The 19250-nt window shown below is 34.8% G+C and carries 18 protein-coding genes and 1 pseudogene; 11 read left to right on the top strand and 8 right to left on the bottom strand.

The features are described from left to right. Window positions 1-4 precede the first annotated feature (4 nt). The 4 genes from trpCF (at window position 5) to H1225_RS06030 (ending at window position 3987) form a co-directional block, all read left to right on the top strand. Window positions 5-1351, top strand: a complete 1347-nt coding sequence (gene trpCF, locus H1225_RS06045) for a bifunctional indole-3-glycerol-phosphate synthase TrpC/phosphoribosylanthranilate isomerase TrpF (protein ID WP_006536975.1) — start codon at window positions 5-7, stop codon at window positions 1349-1351. A 48-nt stretch (window positions 1352-1399) separates the two neighbouring features. Continuing rightward, a complete protein-coding gene (trpB, locus tag H1225_RS06040) occupies window positions 1400-2590 on the top strand; it encodes a tryptophan synthase subunit beta (RefSeq protein WP_006536976.1) in 1191 nt (396 codons plus the stop codon). Continuing rightward, window positions 2590-3396, top strand: a complete 807-nt coding sequence (trpA, locus tag H1225_RS06035) for a tryptophan synthase subunit alpha (protein ID WP_006536977.1) — start codon at window positions 2590-2592, stop codon at window positions 3394-3396. Before trpB ends, trpA begins: the two co-directional genes overlap by 1 nt. A gap of 276 nt (window positions 3397-3672) precedes the next feature. Beyond that, on the top strand, window positions 3673-3987 hold the full coding sequence (locus H1225_RS06030; protein WP_006536978.1) for a BON domain-containing protein: 315 nt from the start codon (window positions 3673-3675) through the stop codon (window positions 3985-3987). A gap of 673 nt (window positions 3988-4660) precedes the next feature. Here the strand turns inward: H1225_RS06030 and ompW are convergent. Continuing rightward, a complete protein-coding gene (ompW, locus tag H1225_RS06025; RefSeq protein ID WP_006536979.1) occupies window positions 4661-5296 on the bottom strand; it encodes an outer membrane protein OmpW in 636 nt (211 codons plus the stop codon). Window positions 5297-5728: 432 nt separating this feature from the next. On the opposite strand from ompW, the gene H1225_RS06020 reads away from it, so the two are divergent. Beyond that, a complete protein-coding gene (locus tag H1225_RS06020) occupies window positions 5729-6502 on the top strand; it encodes a YciC family protein (protein WP_109400366.1) in 774 nt (257 codons plus the stop codon). Window positions 6503-6621: 119 nt separating this feature from the next. On the opposite strand, the gene H1225_RS06015 is transcribed toward H1225_RS06020, so the two are convergent. Then, on the bottom strand, window positions 6622-8442 hold the full coding sequence (locus H1225_RS06015) for a SulP family inorganic anion transporter (RefSeq protein WP_161748072.1): 1821 nt from the start codon (window positions 8440-8442) through the stop codon (window positions 6622-6624). Window positions 8443-8738: 296 nt separating this feature from the next. Here H1225_RS06015 and H1225_RS06010 point away from each other — a divergent pair. Both H1225_RS06010 and yciA read left to right on the top strand, forming a co-directional pair. Beyond that, window positions 8739-9293, top strand: a pseudogene (locus tag H1225_RS06010) (septation protein A); the annotation flags it as partial. Window positions 9294-9585: 292 nt separating this feature from the next. Beyond that, window positions 9586-10017 (top strand): acyl-CoA thioester hydrolase YciA, encoded by a 432-nt coding sequence (gene yciA / locus H1225_RS06005; RefSeq protein ID WP_006536988.1) that lies wholly within the window; start codon window positions 9586-9588, stop codon window positions 10015-10017. Between the two features lie 130 nt (window positions 10018-10147). On the opposite strand, the gene tonB is transcribed toward yciA, so the two are convergent. After that, on the bottom strand, window positions 10148-10867 hold the full coding sequence (gene tonB / locus H1225_RS06000) for a TonB system transport protein TonB (protein WP_109847590.1): 720 nt from the start codon (window positions 10865-10867) through the stop codon (window positions 10148-10150). Window positions 10868-10979: 112 nt separating this feature from the next. Further along, entirely contained in the window at window positions 10980-11162 is a 183-nt protein-coding gene (locus H1225_RS05995; RefSeq protein WP_036913581.1) for a YciY family protein, read from the bottom strand. Between the two features lie 305 nt (window positions 11163-11467). Between H1225_RS05995 and cls the strand changes: the two genes are divergently transcribed. Beyond that, on the top strand, window positions 11468-12928 hold the full coding sequence (cls, locus tag H1225_RS05990) for a cardiolipin synthase (protein ID WP_072062521.1): 1461 nt from the start codon (window positions 11468-11470) through the stop codon (window positions 12926-12928). 109 nt (window positions 12929-13037) lie between these two features. Next, a complete protein-coding gene (locus H1225_RS05985) occupies window positions 13038-13367 on the top strand; it encodes an HI1450 family dsDNA-mimic protein (RefSeq protein WP_369961051.1) in 330 nt (109 codons plus the stop codon). Between the two features lie 108 nt (window positions 13368-13475). Here the strand turns inward: H1225_RS05985 and H1225_RS05980 are convergent, their stop codons facing one another. The 4 genes from H1225_RS05980 to H1225_RS05965 all read right to left on the bottom strand — a co-directional run bounded on the left by H1225_RS05980 (window position 13476) and on the right by H1225_RS05965 (window position 15988). Then, window positions 13476-13757: a lipoprotein gene (locus tag H1225_RS05980; RefSeq protein WP_109847592.1), complete on the bottom strand. Its 282-nt coding sequence runs from the start codon at window positions 13755-13757 to the stop codon at window positions 13476-13478. 171 nt (window positions 13758-13928) lie between these two features. Next, window positions 13929-14384: a GNAT family N-acetyltransferase gene (locus H1225_RS05975; RefSeq protein WP_109847593.1), complete on the bottom strand. Its 456-nt coding sequence runs from the start codon at window positions 14382-14384 to the stop codon at window positions 13929-13931. A 193-nt stretch (window positions 14385-14577) separates the two neighbouring features. Then, the gene (locus H1225_RS05970) at window positions 14578-15117 is read right to left on the bottom strand and encodes an Ail/Lom family outer membrane beta-barrel protein (protein WP_006536994.1); all 540 of its coding nucleotides are present in this window, start codon (window positions 15115-15117) and stop codon (window positions 14578-14580) included. Window positions 15118-15451: 334 nt separating this feature from the next. Next, complete coding sequence (locus H1225_RS05965) at window positions 15452-15988, bottom strand: Ail/Lom family outer membrane beta-barrel protein (protein WP_006536995.1); 537 nt, start codon at window positions 15986-15988, stop codon at window positions 15452-15454. A 984-nt stretch (window positions 15989-16972) separates the two neighbouring features. Here H1225_RS05965 and leuE point away from each other — a divergent pair. Both leuE and ttcA read left to right on the top strand, forming a co-directional pair. After that, on the top strand, window positions 16973-17563 hold the full coding sequence (gene leuE, locus H1225_RS05960; protein WP_229096635.1) for a leucine efflux protein LeuE: 591 nt from the start codon (window positions 16973-16975) through the stop codon (window positions 17561-17563). A 552-nt stretch (window positions 17564-18115) separates the two neighbouring features. Next, window positions 18116-19039 (top strand): tRNA 2-thiocytidine(32) synthetase TtcA, encoded by a 924-nt coding sequence (gene ttcA, locus H1225_RS05955; RefSeq protein WP_006536998.1) that lies wholly within the window; start codon window positions 18116-18118, stop codon window positions 19037-19039. Window positions 19040-19250 lie beyond the last annotated feature (211 nt).

Below are 19250 nucleotides of genomic sequence, written 5' to 3'. Positions count from 1 at the left end.
AAACATGACTGTATTAAACGCCATTGTAAAAGATAAAGCAGAATATTTGATCGCACGTAAAGCAAGCCAACCGTTATCAGAATTTGTGCAGCAAATAGTGCCTTCAACGCGCTCGTTTTATCAGGCATTAACTCAACCTAATACGGTTTTTATTTTAGAATGTAAAAAAGCATCGCCCTCAAAAGGATTAATTCGTGCTGATTTTGATCCCGCTACAATTGCAAAAATTTATCAGCCTTATGCTGCAGCAATTTCGGTATTAACCGATGAAAAATATTTTCAAGGAAGCTTTGATTATTTACGTCAAGTCAGCCAAGCCGTACATCAGCCCGTTTTGTGCAAAGATTTTATTATTGATGAATACCAAATCTATTTAGCACGTTTTTATCAAGCAGATGCCATTTTATTAATGCTTTCTGTCTTAGATGATGAACAATATCGCGCGCTATCAACAGTTGCTCATCAATTAAATATGGGTGTGTTAACCGAAGTCAGCACCGAAGAAGAGCGTCAACGAGCAATTAAGCTTAATGCCAAAGTTATTGGTATTAATAATCGCGATTTGCGAGATCTCTCTATTGATTTAGTTCGTACCCAACAGTTAAGCCAAGGATTACCTAAAGATGCAATCGTGATCAGTGAATCAGGTATTCATACCCACCAGCAAGTTCAAGAGTTAAGCCAATATGCTAATGGTTTTTTAGTGGGTAGTGCCTTAATGTCACAAGAAAATATTGACCAAGCAGTAAGAGCACTCGTTTTGGGAAAGCATAAAGTGTGCGGGTTAACTCGTACACAAGATGTAAAAGCGGTTTATCAAGCCGGTGCTTACTATGCAGGATTAATTTTCGCAGAAAAATCTCCACGTAAAGTGACATTGTCACAAGCTCAAGAGCTGATAACACAAGCCCCCTTAGCGTTTGTCGGTGTTTTTCAAAACCAACCTATTGAACTTATTTGTGACTATGCAGAAAAACTTAATTTATCTGCCATTCAATTACATGGACAAGAAGATGCTCAGTTTATTGAGCAACTTAGACAAAAAATTCAACCTAGCTGTGAGATTTGGCAAGCCATAAATATGGCAATTCACAGTGATATTCTCCCCGTTTCACACGTTAATAAATATGTACTTGATAACGGCACAGGCGGTACAGGAACAACATTTAATTGGCAAAAAATTCCAAACACAATACGTGAAAAAGCATTACTTGCAGGTGGTCTTAACAGTGAAAACTGTTTAGATGCAGTTAAAACAGGCTGTATCGGGCTTGATTTTAACTCTGGAGTAGAATCGGCTCCGGGCATAAAAGATGCGCAACGTCTGAACCAAGTCTTTGCACAATTATAGCAAAACTAAATTTCACAAAGATAAAATTTTAAACAGGATGACATCACAATGAGAAAACTTAACCCCTACTTTGGCGAATTTGGTGGCCAATATGTACCTGAAATCTTAATTCCTGCGTTGGATCAACTCGAACAAGCTTTTATTGATGCACAAAACGATCCCTCTTTTCAGCAAGAATTCCAAGATTTATTAAAAAATTATGCAGGTAGACCAACAGCATTAACTCTTTGCCGTAATTTAACAGAAGGCACGCGGACTCGTTTATATCTAAAACGTGAGGATTTACTGCATGGCGGCGCTCATAAAACTAACCAAGTATTAGGCCAAGCCTTATTAGCAAAACGTATGGGTAAAACCGAAATTATTGCAGAAACGGGGGCAGGTCAACATGGTGTTGCAACGGCTTTGGCCTGTGCACTGCTTAATATGAAGTGTCGTATTTATATGGGTGCAAAAGACGTCGAACGTCAATCACCTAACGTCTTTCGTATGCGTTTAATGGGTGCTGAAGTTATTCCCGTTCATAGTGGTTCATCTACCTTAAAAGATGCCTGTAATGAGGCGTTGCGCGACTGGTCTGGCTGTTACGATCGCGCGCATTACTTATTAGGAACAGCAGCAGGCCCTCATCCCTATCCAACTATTGTCCGTGAGTTTCAACGTATGATTGGTGATGAAGCCAAAGCACAAATCTTAGAGCGTGAAGGTCGTCTACCTGATGCTGTTATTGCTTGTATTGGTGGTGGTTCTAACGCTATCGGTTTATTTGCTTCCTTTATTCCAGAAACACCTGTGCAACTCATTGGCGTTGAACCTGCGGGTAAAGGCATTGAAACAGGTGAACATGGCGCACCTCTGAAACATGGAAAATTAGGGATCTATTTTGGGATGAAATCCCCAATTATGCAGACTGATGAAGGACAAATTGAAGAGTCATATTCAATTTCAGCGGGTCTTGATTTCCCATCAGTTGGACCACAACACGCACATTTAAACAGCATTGGTCGTGCTGATTATGTTTCTGTTACCGATGACGAAGCCATAGAAGCATTTAAAGCACTTTCTCGCCGAGAAGGAATTATTCCAGCTTTAGAATCTTCTCATGCATTGGCTTATGCACTGAAATTAATTGCACAAAATCCTGACAAAGAACAGTTATTAATTGTGAACTTATCAGGCCGTGGTGATAAAGATATTTTTACTGTAAACGATATTTTAGCAGCAAGAGGAGAAATCTAATGAGCCGTTATCAAGTATGCTTTGAGGCATTAGCACAACAACAGCAAGGCGCATTCGTTCCTTTTGTCACATTAGGTGATCCTTCTCCTGAGCTGTCATTACAAATTATTGATACATTAATTGAAGGTGGCGCAGATGCTTTAGAGATTGGTATTCCATTTTCCGATCCTCTTGCAGATGGCCCTACTATTCAAGGTGCTAATTTACGTGCCCTCAATGTTGGCGTAACTCCCACTGATTGCTTTGCACTTTTAGCTAATGTACGTAAAAAGCATCCTAATATTCCTATTGGCCTATTAGTTTATGCCAATCTTGTTTTTAGTAATGGGATTGATAATTTTTATGGTAAATGCCAACAAGCTGGTGTCGATTCTGTCTTAATTGGTGATGTGCCCTTACGTGAATCAAAAGCGTTCCGAGAGGCAGCAAAGCGAGCGAATATCGCTCCAATCTTTATTTGCCCGCCTAATGCTGATGATGAGCTTTTACAAGAGTTAGCAGCGTCAGGTAAAGGTTATACCTATTTACTATCAAGAGCAGGTGTAACTGGCACAGATAAACGCGCAGAACAATCACTAACACATCTTACTGACAAGCTAAAAACCTATAATGCGCCCCCAGCATTACAAGGATTTGGCATTTCAGAGCCAAAACAAGTGAAAGAGGCGATTGCAAATGGTGCAGCGGGTGCTATTTCAGGATCAGCCGTTGTACAAATTATTGAGAAAAATCTTCATCAACCTGAAGTGATGCTTAAAGCGCTTACTCAATTTGTCCAAGAAATGAAAGCAGCTACACTCTCTTAACTATCATAATCAATCCGCTTTAGGAGAATAGTTTGCTATTTTTCTAAGCGGATTACTCTTAATTCATTATTAATTGACTCACGCTTTTGAAGGCCCGTTTTGGTGCTTAGTCCGCATGAAATGGCGCAATCCCTCTTTTTTCTCCATTTAAAGTAACATAATCAATACCTATAAAAATTTGGCAAAATTTTATTTTTTGCACATACTTTATAAAGCGCTTTATATTTTCTTTTCAAAGATACTCAATTAATTACGCAATGTATAAGGAGTTTGATAATGAAACTATGGGCAAAAATCTCCGCTGTTATGGCGGCATTACTGATGGCATTTACGTTGTCTGCATGTTCTCCAACTGCAACATCAGAAGGTACTGGGGGTTATTTTGATGACTCCGTGATCACTACCAAAGTTAAAACAGCACTAATTGGTGAAAAAAATCTTAACTCAACACAAATTAGCGTTGAGACTTTTAAAGGTAAAGTTCAATTAAGTGGTTTTGTCTCTTCTCAAGCGGATGCTAATCGTGCCATTGAAACAACCCGTAAAGTAACTGGCGTAAAAGGTGTTATCAACTCAATGGTGATTCGCTGATCCTTTCTTTATTCTAGTCTTCCTTTAGCCTTACTTTTCAGACCACCTTTTCGGTGGTCTTTTTTTGTCAAGTACACCATTATCAGTATTAGCTTTTATCATAAAGCAGATCAATTTTTATAAAAAACGCAAATAGATTAAAAAAGGGTGTTTTCACTTCGACTTGAAAAAATGTTCGTAAAGAGAACAATTAAAAAGAATAATTAATCATTTAATGATTAAAAACCAACCTTCTTATTTTTATGAATATTGCTTCTCTTAACCCTCTTTTATTCTTTTTTTATTTCTTTCTATCTCTTGATACACAAAGCACTTCCACTAAAATAAAATAAAGTTGCATTTAAAATGAATCTATATATTACCCTATTTTATTTATAAAAAGACCATTGGTTTTTAATAAATAAAAATACACTGTTTTATCTTATTAAGAAGGTAAAAATAAAAGATATATATAAGATGCATTTTTATTAATGTTTAAATATTAAATATTATATTTAAAATGCATCTTTTGTTTTATCTCTATTTTTAATTACTCATAAATGATGTATTCAACAATAAAAGAGAGAATTTATATAATCTAAAAGTGAAAGGCTTGGTTCAAATTTAAAAGATAAAAAAAGCGAAGATAAACTTCGCTTTTTCATTATAAGATATTCTTTTAAAGAAAGAATAATTAGAAACGGTAGCCCACACCAAACATAAAGACAAATGGGTCTAAACGTGTGCTGATTGATTGTCTATCTTCACCTGCTTTAAATTTAACATCCGTTTCGATATTCATCCACCAAACAGACGCATTCAGCATCCAGTTTTTATCGAGGTTATAATCTAAACCCGCTTGTGCAGCAAAGCCCCATGAATCTTTAAGATCTAAGTCAGATAAACCAGCACCTTTACCCGCTGAATTGAATTTTTCATCAAAGAAAGTGGTAAAGTTAAGACCTGCACCTAGATAAGGACGTAATTTATCTTCACCATTACCAAAGTAATATTGTGCCATTAATGTTGGTGGTAAATGTTTAACTGTCGCAATTTCACCAAAGTTTGTTAATGATACTTTGTGCTCAAAAGGAGTAGCTGCTAATAGCTCAACACCAATATTATCAGTGATCATATACCCAAAGGTTAAACCTAATTGGGTATTATTATTAGCTTCAAAATGCCCAATACCTAATACATTATCAGAACCTGCATTAGGGCGAACAGTTGCAGTACCTGCACGGAATAAGAAATCACCTGCTTGGTGAGCAAAAGAAATAGAAGGCGCAAGAGTTGCAGCCGCTAAAATAAGCGCAGAAAGTTTTTTCATTATTTAACCCATTCCTGTAATAAGTAAAATCTCCGCTAAAAATATAACCATTTATTGATAATTATGATCTAATACCGATCACAACTTTGGAATTATTTTTGCAGAAAGTGTTATTTCTCTTATTATTATTTATCAATGCGATTATTTATAATTGATCTGCATCAAATTACCGATTAATACAATTTTTTCTTATAATTAAATTTATTTTTATTAATAATTTTTGAATAAAAATATCCTGATAAATGTAATTAAAAATAAGGTTATTTTTATGTTAAAATAATGTTTTATTTATTTTAAATAATAAGTATATTCTAATTACTGATAACAAGAAAAAAACCAAATAAGAGAAGTAAGAGAAAATATCCCATTTTGTTGTTGTAGAAGGTACAATAGCGCGCATTGACACAGTCTATTTTTTATAGGAGCAGTTTCATGCCTACCACGGCACGCACAATCTACCGAGACAGTCTGAATTTTTATAAGAATGAACGACGTAGTATTGTTACACTTTCCGCTATCCTTGCTGTTATTTTAGCGATAATTCATGTCTTAATTGGCCCTAATCCTCAAGAATACCAAGTGATGATTGAATTTGTGGCTAATTTTAAAAATACACAGCTTTCCTCTGCTTCTCCTGCGGAGTTAGAAGCAATGTCAAACAGTGTCGTGGGTATTGCCAAAAAAGTGTTATCACTGTATGCATTTGAAACATTACAACAAAGCATCTTGGTTCTCACCTTATTGATGTTCGCTATGGCAATCTCTGCTGGTCACAATGTTACTCTTGGGCAAACATTTAACGCGTGCTTACCTCGCTTACCAAAAATGTTTTTATTAATTGTTCTGTGCTCTATTTTAATTAGCGCAGGTTTTATGGTGATGATTATTCCTGGCATCATTTTACTTATTGGTTTTGCATTAGCCCCCGTTGTTTTAGTGCGCCAACAAAATATGGGTAGTGCAATTCGTTTAGGCTGGAAAATTGGCTTTAGTGAATCTGGCTCACTTATTCCTGCTTTAGGTATTTGGATCTTATTGCAGTTTGGCATTGGTTTTGTGAGTAATCTAACTATTCAACTACCTGATCTTATCCATAATTTCTTATTCTATCTTCTGAAAAATATGGCTTCAGCATGGATGATTATTTACCTATTTCGTTTATTTATGTTGGTTGAAAACAAATACACAACGCAACAAATGCGCTAATTTATTCAAAACATAACTCCCCATAAAACTTATCGATAAAAAATCCCGTGTATAAGCTAACGACTTATCACGGGATTTTACTGTTTATTTATTACCACTCATAAACTTAGCTGGAATGCTTAAGGTGTTGAAGTCTGACTCTCTCTTGATACTTCTGATATCGATGTTTTATTACTCTCTGCTTCTTGGCTTTCAGCTTCTTGCTTTAACGCTTCTTTTCTTGCTTCTTTCTGTTTTTCTTTGATCTGTTGTCGGCTTTGATAAAGTCTGATCACAAAATAGAGATCAGGAGCAATAATCAAGTCATCTTCATTGAGCGAAATTTTGTTACGTTCAATCCAGCGATTTAACTCTGTTCTCCGTCCTGCCAAAACCAATTTAACGCCTTTTATTCGCAACTCTCGTATTAGTTCATCAATAGCGGCAAATACACTGACATCATCATAGGTAAAGCTTACAGCTGCATCTACCGCTAACCAAGCTGGACGTTGAGGTGCACTATCAACAAGTTGAAGTACCCGTTTTTTAAAATAACCCACATTAAAATAAGTCAGTGGTGAATTAAAACGGTACATCATTAAGCCATCGATAGGTTCAATACCATTATCCTTATTCATTGAGTGAACCATTCCTTGCTCATCGATACCCAATAGCTGATCGCTTGGTCGAAAAACAATACGTAAAAATTGTAATAAGCCTAATAAGACCGCAAAGCCTATACCATTAATCACCCCTGCTAATAACACTGCTAACAAGGTGAATGATGCCAATGTAAATGCTTGTTTATTACGTTTACGATAAGACCAAATATGACGAATACTCAGCAGTGACCATGAAGAGACGATCAACACAATTCCAAGTGAAGATAATGGAATATAGGCGAGGAAATCTGTCATAAATAATAGCACCAGTAGAATAACCAGTGCTGCGATAATAGAAACTAATTGCGTTTTACCACCGACAGAATCATTGACTGCGGTACGACTACTTGCTGCACTTACAGCAAATCCTTGTGAAAGTGCTGCCGCAATATTGGCAATACCTAATGCTTTTAATTCTTGATCTGCATCGACATCATAACCATTTTTACTGGCAAAACTGCGAGCTGTCATCATAAAACTCACAAAGCTAATGACAGCCAAGTTTATAGATGGAACCAATAACTCTCGTAATACACTAGGATGAAATCCATTCATCGACACGACTGGCAGGAATAGATCAACATTTCCTGCTTCTTTATTCACAATAGCAATACCATAACTTGCTAAATCAAATTGCCAGCTAAGATAAGTCATTACAACCATAGCAATTAGTGGTGCTGGCCATCGGCTACGAAAATACCGAATACCTAATAATAAGGCGAGTGTTACCACTGACATCAATACCGTAGGTAAATGCGCATCCATTAATCGAAATGGAACTTCAATAAGTTTTTCAATTAGGTGTTCTGGAGAAGTGTCAAAACCAAATACTTTACTAATTTGCCCGACCATAATGGTGATAGCCACACCATTTAATAACCCTTGAAGAATAGGACGAGACAAAAAGTCAGTGAATGCCCCCAATCGGAAATGGCTAGCTAAAATACACCAAAACCCCGTCATTGCAGTCATAATAATGGCAAGTTGCCATCGTGTATTTTCATCACCAGCAGATAATGGAATAACGACTGCCGCAATAACGGCACACGTTGCTGCATCTGGTCCCGTAATTAATTGGCGAGAAGTACCAAATAATGCATAAATAATCATGGGGAAAATACAGGCATACAATCCAACAATAGCATTAATGCCTAATAATTCAGTATAAGCAATAGCAACAGGTAGCGCGACGGCAGCAACCGAAAGCCCTGCTTTTAAGTCATAGCCAAAATATTCACGCTTATAGTTAAATAATAAGCCTAATCCTGGCATCCATTTTATTATTCTTTTTCCGTTCATTGATTTCCTCTTATCAGAATATACATTCATCAAAAAGTGGCGGATGATAATGATGAGTAACTAAATCATATACTAGAGTTATATTTAAATCCTCTTTCATAACTCAAGCTTGAGTTTTAATTTTACATAAACACAATTACGTTGATTTTTCATTGGGTTATTTCAGATAAAAATAGCGTTTTTTGTATAAATTAACTCTCTGTCGTTAAAGATATGCAATTGTTTACCCATTTTCTGTCGCTTTGCATTAGAATAGCGAAGTTTATGAATTTAATAACCATAGGTTCCTATCTGTTATGAAAAATGGCTGGCTTAAGCAATTACTTGATTTTGCTCCACTATTAGTGTTTTTTATCTTTTATAAATGGCAAGATATTTTCTATGCTTCAGGTGCATTAATTATCGCGACGTGGATCTCAGTCGGTTTGACATGGCTTATTTTCCATAAAGTTGAGAAAGCGCCGCTCATTACTGCCATCGTGGTGACTATTTTTGGCTCATTAACGATCTTCTTCCATTCTGCTGATTTTATTAAATGGAAAGTAACCGCGATTTATGCCATTTTTGCCATCGTTTTAATTGGTATGCAGTTATTTACGCCAAAAACGTTAATGGAAAGAATGTTAGGCAAAGAACTTGCTATGCCACCCGCAAATTGGAAGAAACTCAATATTGCATGGGTGATTTTCTTTTTTGCTTGTGCTCTTGGTAATATTTATGTGGCATTTTCTTTAGCGGAAGAGACTTGGGTTAATTTTAAAGTCTTTGGCTTAACTATTTTAACCTTTATCTTTACAATCGCTAGTGTGGTTTATATCTGGAATAACCGTTTACCAGAAGAACAAACTAAAGACGAAACTGCAGAAAATAGTGAACACAAATTATCAGATGATATGGTAAAACAAGCATCTAAACCGACATCACATGATGCTCATTCAAAATCTGAATAATCATTTTTATTTTATTGGAGGATATGTACTCTAAATAATTCGAGGTGTAGTTAGGCGACAAGTGAATGAAACACTAGGAGCATACATCAGTATGTGACTAATGCGAATGAACGAAGTCAACAACGCTACAGCTTGAAGTATGACGAGTAAATATCTCCTTGTTTTCAACATTATTTACAGATACTTTATTTTCATGACTGAACAACAATCTTTGCCTAATGGTGAGCTCGTTTTACGTACCCTTGCCATGCCTGCTGATACTAACGCCAATGGTGATATTTTCGGTGGATGGTTAATGTCTCAAATGGACATCGGTGGTGCAATTTTAGCAAAAGAAATTGCGTTAGGTCGTGTCGTTACTGTAAGCGTAACAGGCATTACCTTTCTTAAACCTGTTGCTGTTGGCGATGTCGTTTGTTGCTATGCACGTTGCTTAAAAACAGGTAATTCTTCAATTACGGTTAATATTGAAGTCTGGGTTAAGAAAGTTGCCACAGAACCTGTCGGCCAACGCTATCGCGCAACAGAAGCAGTGTTTACCTACGTTGCCGTTGATGAGAACAATTCAGCTCGCCGTTTACCTGAAGGTAAAGCTCACTTTACGTTAACAAGCACAATGGAATAAAACGCCATTACCCAAAATAACGAAAAGTATTAAAATTGAGATACTAAAAAAGGCACTTATTAAAAGTGCCTTTTATTTATCTGGTATTAAATAATAATATCGCTTTGTTTAACCGCTAACTTTATAAAAATTAGCTTGCTGATATCCCTGTCATTTTAAACTCAATAAGAACCACTTTTCCTTTATAAGGGATTTTTTCATAACGCCATTGGCGCATGGCTCTTTTTACTTCACGTTCAAACACGTTTTTTGGATCAGCAGAAAGTATTTCTACATTGTCCACTCGCCCATCAGCATCAACATCAAAACGAACTTTTATAGCCCCTTCAATACCCACAGCTCTTGCTCGCGAAGGATATTCAGGTAAACCTTGGCGTACTGCATTTGGTACTCTGCCTTCACCACTGCTTGCCACTGCAACTGGTTTTTCATCGCCTTTATCGCTTGGCTTTGCCGTTGGGTTAAGATTTTTGAGATCATTACCTTTATTAACAACTAAAGGTTGTGGTCGCTCAACAGGCGGTTTGGGTTTGTCCACAGGTTTTGGTTTCGGCTTTGGTTTCGGTTCAGGTTTTTTCTCTATTGGTTTTTCGATAACAGGTTTTACATCAGGAATAGGTTCTGGCTCAGGTTCTGGTTCTGGTTCAACAACCGGCTCAGGTTCTGGCGGGGTAACTTCTTCAACCACAGGCTCTGGTTCGCCTGCAGGCTCATCTGCTGCAAATGCCAACATCTGTATAGAGATAGGCTCAGGTGTAACTAGCTTATCTTCTACAACATATAACATCGCAGCCGCAACAAGTGAGGCATGTAGACAAAGTGATATGAGTACCCAAAGCTTCCAACGCATAACTGATCTTATTTCACCTAAAGAAAAAATATGCCCCTAGTTTAAATGCAAATAGCAATCATATTCAATAAGGTTTAGCAAAATGATTGATATTAACTGTTAAAAAGTGAAATTATGAGTTCCATTCTATGTGTTGTACAAATAAAAGTGCTCTATGTTTTCTAGAAGTATCAAGTTTACGCAGCTTATAAATTCGGAAATTACGGCGAGATTGCCCTTCTAGCCATCGGCGTCGTTTACGTATAGCTTGTCTCATCATTCGCCAACGAGCTACTTCAGTCCTACTGTGTCTCATACTATCAGCACCTATTTTTTCGAATAAGTGGACTATTATAAGACGTTCATTTTGTGATCCAAGGGGGGATTTATGTTTTGCTTAAATTTCATCCAGCATTTAAGCATTTCTCACAAAGAAAAAATGAATAAAGAGTTGTATCTTATTACTTATTTAATACTTATCTCTTAAGAAAGAGATTTGACAGAGATAATAATCCTGATTTAATAACAACATTCGGCAAATAACAAAAATAATGAACTATTTTTAGTAAATTGCCTTTAGCATATCCATGCAATTCATTTTCAACGGAAAATAGCTCTACTATGACAACATTTTATACTGTATTGAGTTGGCTAACCTTTTTCTTCTATTGGCTATTAATTGCAGGGGTCACATTTCGTGTCCTAATGCACCGACGACCGGTTACATCAACAATGACATGGTTATTAATCATCTATATTCTGCCATTAGTCGGAGTTATTGCGTATTTTGCTTTTGGTGAATTACACCTAGGAAAACGACGCGTTGAACATGCTAAACAGATGTGGCCTTCTGTTGTTGCGTGGCTTGAAGACTTGAGAAAATGTAAACATATCTTTGCTACAAGTACGAGCGATATTGCAACCCCTCTTTTCCAATTAACCGCTAAACGCCAGGGTATTAGAGGCGTTAAAGGTAACAAAATTGAACTGTTAACTACCTGTGAAGATTCGCTAAATTCAATTACACGCGATATTAATAACGCTCGTGATAACATTGAAATGGTCTTCTATATTTGGCAATCAGGTGGTTTAGTCGATGAAGTCACCGATGCCTTAATCAGAGCCGCTAAACGCGGTGTAAAATGCAGAGTCATGGTTGACTCCGCAGGTAGTTGGAATTTCTTCCGTACTAATGGCCCAGATGTAATGAGAGCCGCAGGTATTGAATTCGTTGAATCACTGCATGTTAATTTATTCCGTTTCTTCTTACGCCGCATGGATTTGCGTCAACATCGAAAAATCGTATTGATCGACAATTACATTTCCTATACAGGAAGTATGAATATGGTTGACCCTCGTTATTTCAAGCAAGATTCCGGAGTCGGTCAATGGATTGATATTATGGTAAGAATGGAAGGCCCTGTTTCTACAACATTAGGTATGATTTATGCTTTTGACTGGGAAATGGAAACGGGTGAGCGCCATTTACCTCCTCCTCCTGATGACAATATTATGCCTTGTGAACAAGAAAGTGGTCATACAACACAAATCATCGCCTCAGGCCCAGGATTTCCTGATGAGCTAATTCAGCAATCACTTATTACAGCGATTTACTCTGCAAGAAAAGAACTGGTACTCACAACACCTTATTTTGTACCTAGCGATGATCTGGCTCATGCAATCTCAACCGCTGCGATGCGAGGAGTTAATGTCAGTATTATTATTCCTCGTAGTAATGACTCTTTCCTTGTGCGTTGGGCAAGTCGTTCTTTCTTTACAGAAATGCTAGAAGCAGGTGTAAAAATATTTCAATTTGAAGATGGTTTATTACATACCAAAAGTGTGATGGTTGATGGACAACTCAGCATGGTAGGTTCAGTTAATCTTGATATGCGTAGCCTATGGTTAAACTTTGAAATTACCGTTGTCATTGATGATGAAGGTTTTGGAAGTGATTTAAGCATTGTGCAATATGATTATATTGCCCGCTCAACAGAATTAACCATGGATGAATGGGAAAAACGTCCCTTCTTAAATCGTGTATTAGAGCGCATCTGCTATTTCTTTAGTCCTCTGTTATAACAGAAATGTTATAATCAATAGACTACTAAGAACTGATAAGATATAACGGTGCTAAATTAGTAAAAATGCGATACAACTAACGCGATAATGATTGAAATAATAGACAGGCATTACCATGAATGAACCAACTTTAATAAGTGAAGACGACGCTTTAGAACAAGCTTATGATCTATTTTTAGCCCAAGCAGCTGATAATTTAGATGTTGCAGACCAATTATTGTTTAACCTGCAATTTGAAGAAAGAGGTGCTGCTGAAGTAGTTCCATTAGGTAATGATTGGCAATTTATTGTTGGCCTACCTGTCACATCAGCCCGTTTTAGCGAAGTGATTATTGGTCTCGCTCCAGACGATGATTCTGATATTGATGATATTTTTGGTCGTGTTCTAATTAGTCGTGATCCACTACAACCTATGTTCCATATTATTTGGAAATCATGATCTCTTTTCTCTTCACCTGCTTATATTTTAGCAAAATCCGCCGTAAACCCTCGCCTAATGTGGGCGAGGAACAGCCACATTGTTGTTAGGTATTACACATAATATCTGTTACTCGAAGCATTTAGATGAATGTGCGATAGTTAAAAACATGGTGCCTTCTCTTGTCAGTGTACTTTCTTGTTTTATTGGCGGTGATTTGACCATTCTATCTATTTCAGTTGAAGAAAATTTATTACTTGCTTCATTATAAAAACACAAACATTGATCTTTGCTCACATTACTATAAATATTTAATGTATCCATACAATATTCAATAACTTTATTTTCTTGTGATTCAGAGCAAGAGGATAATAAAAATAAAGAAAAAATAATAATTAAGGTTTTTTTCATAACTATTCCACTATCGTGTTAGATTTATTTAATTATGAAAAAATTATTTCATTAAAGTAGATAAGTTATCACGATATAAATCAAGTTTAAGTGGATAATTATTACTTGCATAAGATAAATAAAGAGAGTTTTTACTTTTCTCCCTATTTTATATCTTTAACATCTCTTTGTTTAGTATTTATACTTATTTTTATTTAATCTTAAATGTAGCAATGGAAAAGGATTGCCTTGCCCATCTAATTCTGAACGCCCTACTTGCTCAAATCCTATATAAAGATAAAAGCCAATCGCTTGAAGATTTTGCTCATTGACATCTAGCTCATCAATATGCAGTGTATTTATCGCGAAAGTTGTAAGCAATTTTCCACAACCATGCCCTCTAGAATTTGCATCAACAAATAGCATTTCTAACTTATTTTCTGCTGTGCCTAAAATCCCGTGAATAATATTATTATTGTCTATCGCAACATATGTATTAAGCATTGGAAAATAGTGTTCTACAATATCTTTTTTAAGCGATAAGATGATATCTTCAGATAAAAATGTATGTGTAGCCCTAACTGACGATTCCCAAACCGCAATCATTTCATCATAGTGCGAAGGTTCTGCTTTTATTACAGTTAACATATTTTCCTCTATATAAAATATGGCATCATAAAGATCCTTTATCAACAGTCAAGCAATCTGAATAAAAAAAACACATTTAGTGTATATTAAATGCATTTTGATAAGTTACATCTAAAATATAGCGATAAACATTTATATTAATAAAAAGGCCACATTACGTGACCTATTAAAAATATTATTTATTAACTTAAAATTAGAAACGATAACCAACACCTAACACCCAAGTACCAAATTTCATATCATCTAATTTTGAGTATTCATAAGATGCATCGATGGCTACATTTGGAATTGGGTTGATTTGTAAACCTAATCCATAACTTATAGATACTTTGTTTTCATGCTGTTCTTCAGAGGGAGCTTTATAATTAGCATTAAAAACACTGGTACCGATTAAACCATACGCATTAATATATTCATTAAAACGATAACTTGGTCCAGCCGAAAATAAATAATAATCTACATCAATATGCCCTACATTTTTATCATTATCATCATAGCAATTATATTTTTTATTATTATAAACAAATGAACCTATAAGACCAAAATCATTATTTATCTTGCGATCATACTTAATATTAAATCCTTTAGGATCTTCATCTACCTTCTCGCCATCTACTTTTATCTGACTTTGTGCATAGCCTATAGACAATGTGTTTTTCAATGTAGCAGATGCATTAAATGCCGTTATTGATAAAAAAATTGCTGTAATTGGTAATAATAATTTATTTTTCATTATATATCTCAATATTATCTTTAGTTAATAAAATAAGAAACAGCAATAAAAATAGTTTAAATTTCAATTAATTCAACACTATAAATCGCTGCTTCCACTCAAAATAATAAATCAAAGTAAAACTTATATAAATAATTTAATTTTAATGGAAAAATAATAAAGAGAACCATCCAAATAAAGGTAAATAAATAAAATATTTATTTGAAAAATGAAGGCGAATAGATTTTAAAATTAAATAAAATGATTTATTTTAATATTATTTAATTTATATTTTATAAAAAATAAAAAGGCCACGTTACGTGACCTTTTAACAATATTATTTATTAACTTGAAATTAGAAACGATAACCAACACCTAATACCCAAGTACCAAATTTTGCATCATCAAATTTTGAATACTCATAAGATGCATCTATTGCTACGCTTGGAATTGGATTAATTTGTAAACCTAATCCATAAGCCACGGATGTTTTGCTGTATGTATCATTAGCATAATAATATTTATCTTCTTGACTAGCGTGACCAAGACCAATTAAACCATATGCACTAAAATAGTCATTAAAACGATAACTAGGGCCAGCCGTTAATGAAACATAGTCAATTTCACTTGAACCAATTTTTCCCCAACGACTATAATAATTATAGGTTAATTTTGTATACGTCAGTGATCCAATAATTCCCAAATCATTATCAAACTCATGATTATACTTAAAGTTAATCCCTTTAGGATTATCATCTATTTTATCATCATTCAATTTAATTGAGCTTTGAGCATAACCCACTGATAAAGTATTATCTAACGCGGCTTGTACATTAAAAGAAAGTGTAGAAATAGCTAACAACGAAGTAGACAGAAATAAATTACGTTTCATTTTTATTCTCTATATAAAAGCAAAAGATAGAAAAAGGAACTAAAATAGAATTTAGCTTTCTTATCAAATTGAGTTTAATACTCAATAAGTTTTATTTATAAATAATACGTTATTAATTAATTTTTATAAAGAAATTCTTATGATTAAATTGATAATTAAAAGACCATCCGCTCTAACAATAAACTTACCTTATTTTTCACTATTACTAAGCAAATATTAAGATCATAACGTTATTAAAAAAGAAGTAATTTCAATTTATCATTAGTTTCAGCCGCAATTTAAATATGATTAAAGCTTCGATTGAAATTCTATTGGTTACTAATCAGTAAAATAAAAGACACTTACTAAGTAAAATTAATTTGTCTTAACCTATATGATATTGATTAATATTTAAGTGTATTTTTAATCTGGTATCTAAGATAGATAACCTTATTAATATTAATGTGTATAAAAAAACCACTCTATAAGTGGCTTTTCCTTTCATATATTATTAGCAAGTTGCATTTTTAACCAAAAACTTAGCTGGCATAAATTAAAAAATTCTTTTCTACAAGGAGAAATCAGTTTGTTATTCGACTCTACAATTTCCCTAGTAATGCTTCTGTTTTAATAAAATCTTCAGCAATGACTTTTAACATTACATTTCCCTTATCATCATTGTTCGACATAAACACTGTATAAAAAACAGTTAAATATAATTTAGTTAACTTAAGAGACCTACTCTCTTTACAGAAGAAAAGTAGATCTTTTTAAATGCTCATAACAGGGTGTAATCCATTGAAGTATTAACAGGGTGCTGTTTCAAACAGAAAGCAGTAAGCATCAAACATTTATCTTCTATCTGAGTGAAAATAGGCGTTTAAATAATGCGGATTCTCTTTATATAATAGCAATTCATTAAGTAATACAGAGAAAGTAGGATTGGGGGTTAACGTGTGGCTTGAACAATTTGGTGTACTCAATATCTGGACATACCTTGCAGGCATGTTTTTTATTATCCTCGTTCCTGGCCCTAATACACTCTATGTGCTAAAAACAAGCGCATCAGGCGGTGTTCGTGACGGGTATCGTGCTGCATTTGGTGTGTTTTTAGGTGATGCAATTTTGATTTTTCTCGCTTTTATCGGTGTCGCATCCGTTATAAAAGCCTCTCCTATACTCTTTACTATTGTTCGTTTTTTAGGTGCTTTTTACCTCCTTTATTTAGGAATAAAAATTATCCATGCCACTTTTTTCTCCAAAAAAGTACATTCAGAACAAACAACAACAGTACAGAAACACGTTTTTAGAAAAGCACTTACATTAAGTATGACTAATCCTAAAGCGATTCTATTCTATATTTCATTTTTTGTTCAATTTATCGATTTTAATTATGCACATACTGGATTATCTTATTTAATCCTCGCTTCCATGCTTGAAGCATTTAGTTTTATCTATCTCTCTTTTCTAATATTTGGTGGTGTAGCTCTTGCCCGTTTCTTTGGCTCACGTAAAAATATCGCTAAATTAGGTAATGGTGTTATCGGGCTTTTCTTTATGGGGTTCGCAACTAAATTAGCAACATTATCATCATAATTTTTGGTAACAGATATCCATTAAAGAGACGGTAATCGAAATAATTTAGAGCTTGGTCAGAAATTTCAAATTGATATCATTAAATGTGATTTATGTAATCATAGAGAACAAGGCTCTGCTTATGTTGAGTGTTGCCCTCAAAATGTCTTAATTTTTTCTCTGATGATGAATTGTCACAATTGACCGCTGAACGTAGAAAAATGCTATTTTACGTGAACGACTAACGACGCCTTATTAAGGTTTATATCTATCAATAATCGTCGCGTGATACAAAAAGTAATAGCCTTATTTCGTGTATAAGGTTATTACTTTTTACCGCCTTGAAATCGCTTAACTGTAGTTATCTATATCGAAACTACCCTACCATCTGGTATCATTGGCGACTTATCCATATTCTTGCCATAAATAACTTTGTTTTTCACACAACTTATTATTTGAATCTATAAAATATTTTATTGATTTATCATATTGTTAAGGTATCCAAGATACCGAAGAACAAAGCCTTGGTTAGCAAGTTACAGAATAATCAGCAACGATATAGAACCGTAAAAAATGAGCATCCCAAAAGAGCAGTATAATTTCAACAAACTACAAAAACGCTTACGCCGTGATGTTGGGCAAGCTATCGCTGACTTTAATATGATTGAAGATGGCGACAAAATCATGGTCTGCCTTTCTGGTGGTAAAGATAGCTACACGCTACTTTCTATCCTAATGAATCTGCAAAAAAGTGCGCCAATTAATTTTTCACTTATTGCAGTCAATTTAGACCAAAAACAACCCGGATTCCCTGAGCATATTTTACCTGAGTATTTAAATGAACTTGGTGTGGAATATAAAATTGTTGAAGAGAATACCTATGGAATTGTTAAAGATATTATTCCAGAAGGTAAAACAACCTGCTCTTTATGCTCACGTTTACGTCGTGGTATTTTATATCGCACAGCAACAGAACTTGGTGCGACTAAAATTGCTTTAGGCCACCATCGTGATGATATTTTAGAAACATTATTTTTAAATATGTTCTATGGTGGCAAGCTTAAAGGTATGCCACCTAAATTAATGAGCGACGATGGCAAACAAATCGTTATTCGTCCTCTTGCTTATGCTCGTGAAAAAGATATTGAGCGTTTCGCACAAGCTAAACAATTTCCAATTATTCCATGTAATCTTTGTGGCTCACAACCTAACCTTCAGCGTCAAGTTATTAAAGAGATGCTAAGAGATTGGGATAAACGTTACCCTGGTCGTATCGAAACCATGTTTAGAGCAACACAAAACATTGTTCCATCACACTTATGTGATACTCAATTATTTGATTTTGTGAATATCAAACATGGTGATGAAGTCATTAATGGTGGCGACTTAGCTTTTGATAAAGACGATATTCCAACCGTTCCAGTGATGTTCCAAGACGAAGATGATGAACGTCCTGACTTTAGTCAAAACAAACTCGATATTGTTGAAGTGAAATAATCGACTATCTCCTAAGCCTTGTATTCAAGGCTTAGGATTTTTATGACCAAATAATCGCCAATAATAAGTTTAAGCAAAAAAAAACCGATGTTAATAAACATCGGTGTAATAATGGTCAATTATTCTGTATTAAGAACTCAATATGAGAAAAACTACAATTATGGAGCACAACGTTCATCGCTCAACGTTGTATTCACCTGCGAGAGTTATA

Origin of the sequence: Proteus penneri, from assembly GCF_022369495.1 — a bacterium.
Classification (GTDB): Bacteria; Pseudomonadota; Gammaproteobacteria; order Enterobacterales; family Enterobacteriaceae; genus Proteus; species Proteus penneri.
The sequence above is the reverse complement of the archived record's forward strand: the minus strand, read 5'-3'. Positions and strand labels throughout refer to the sequence as shown.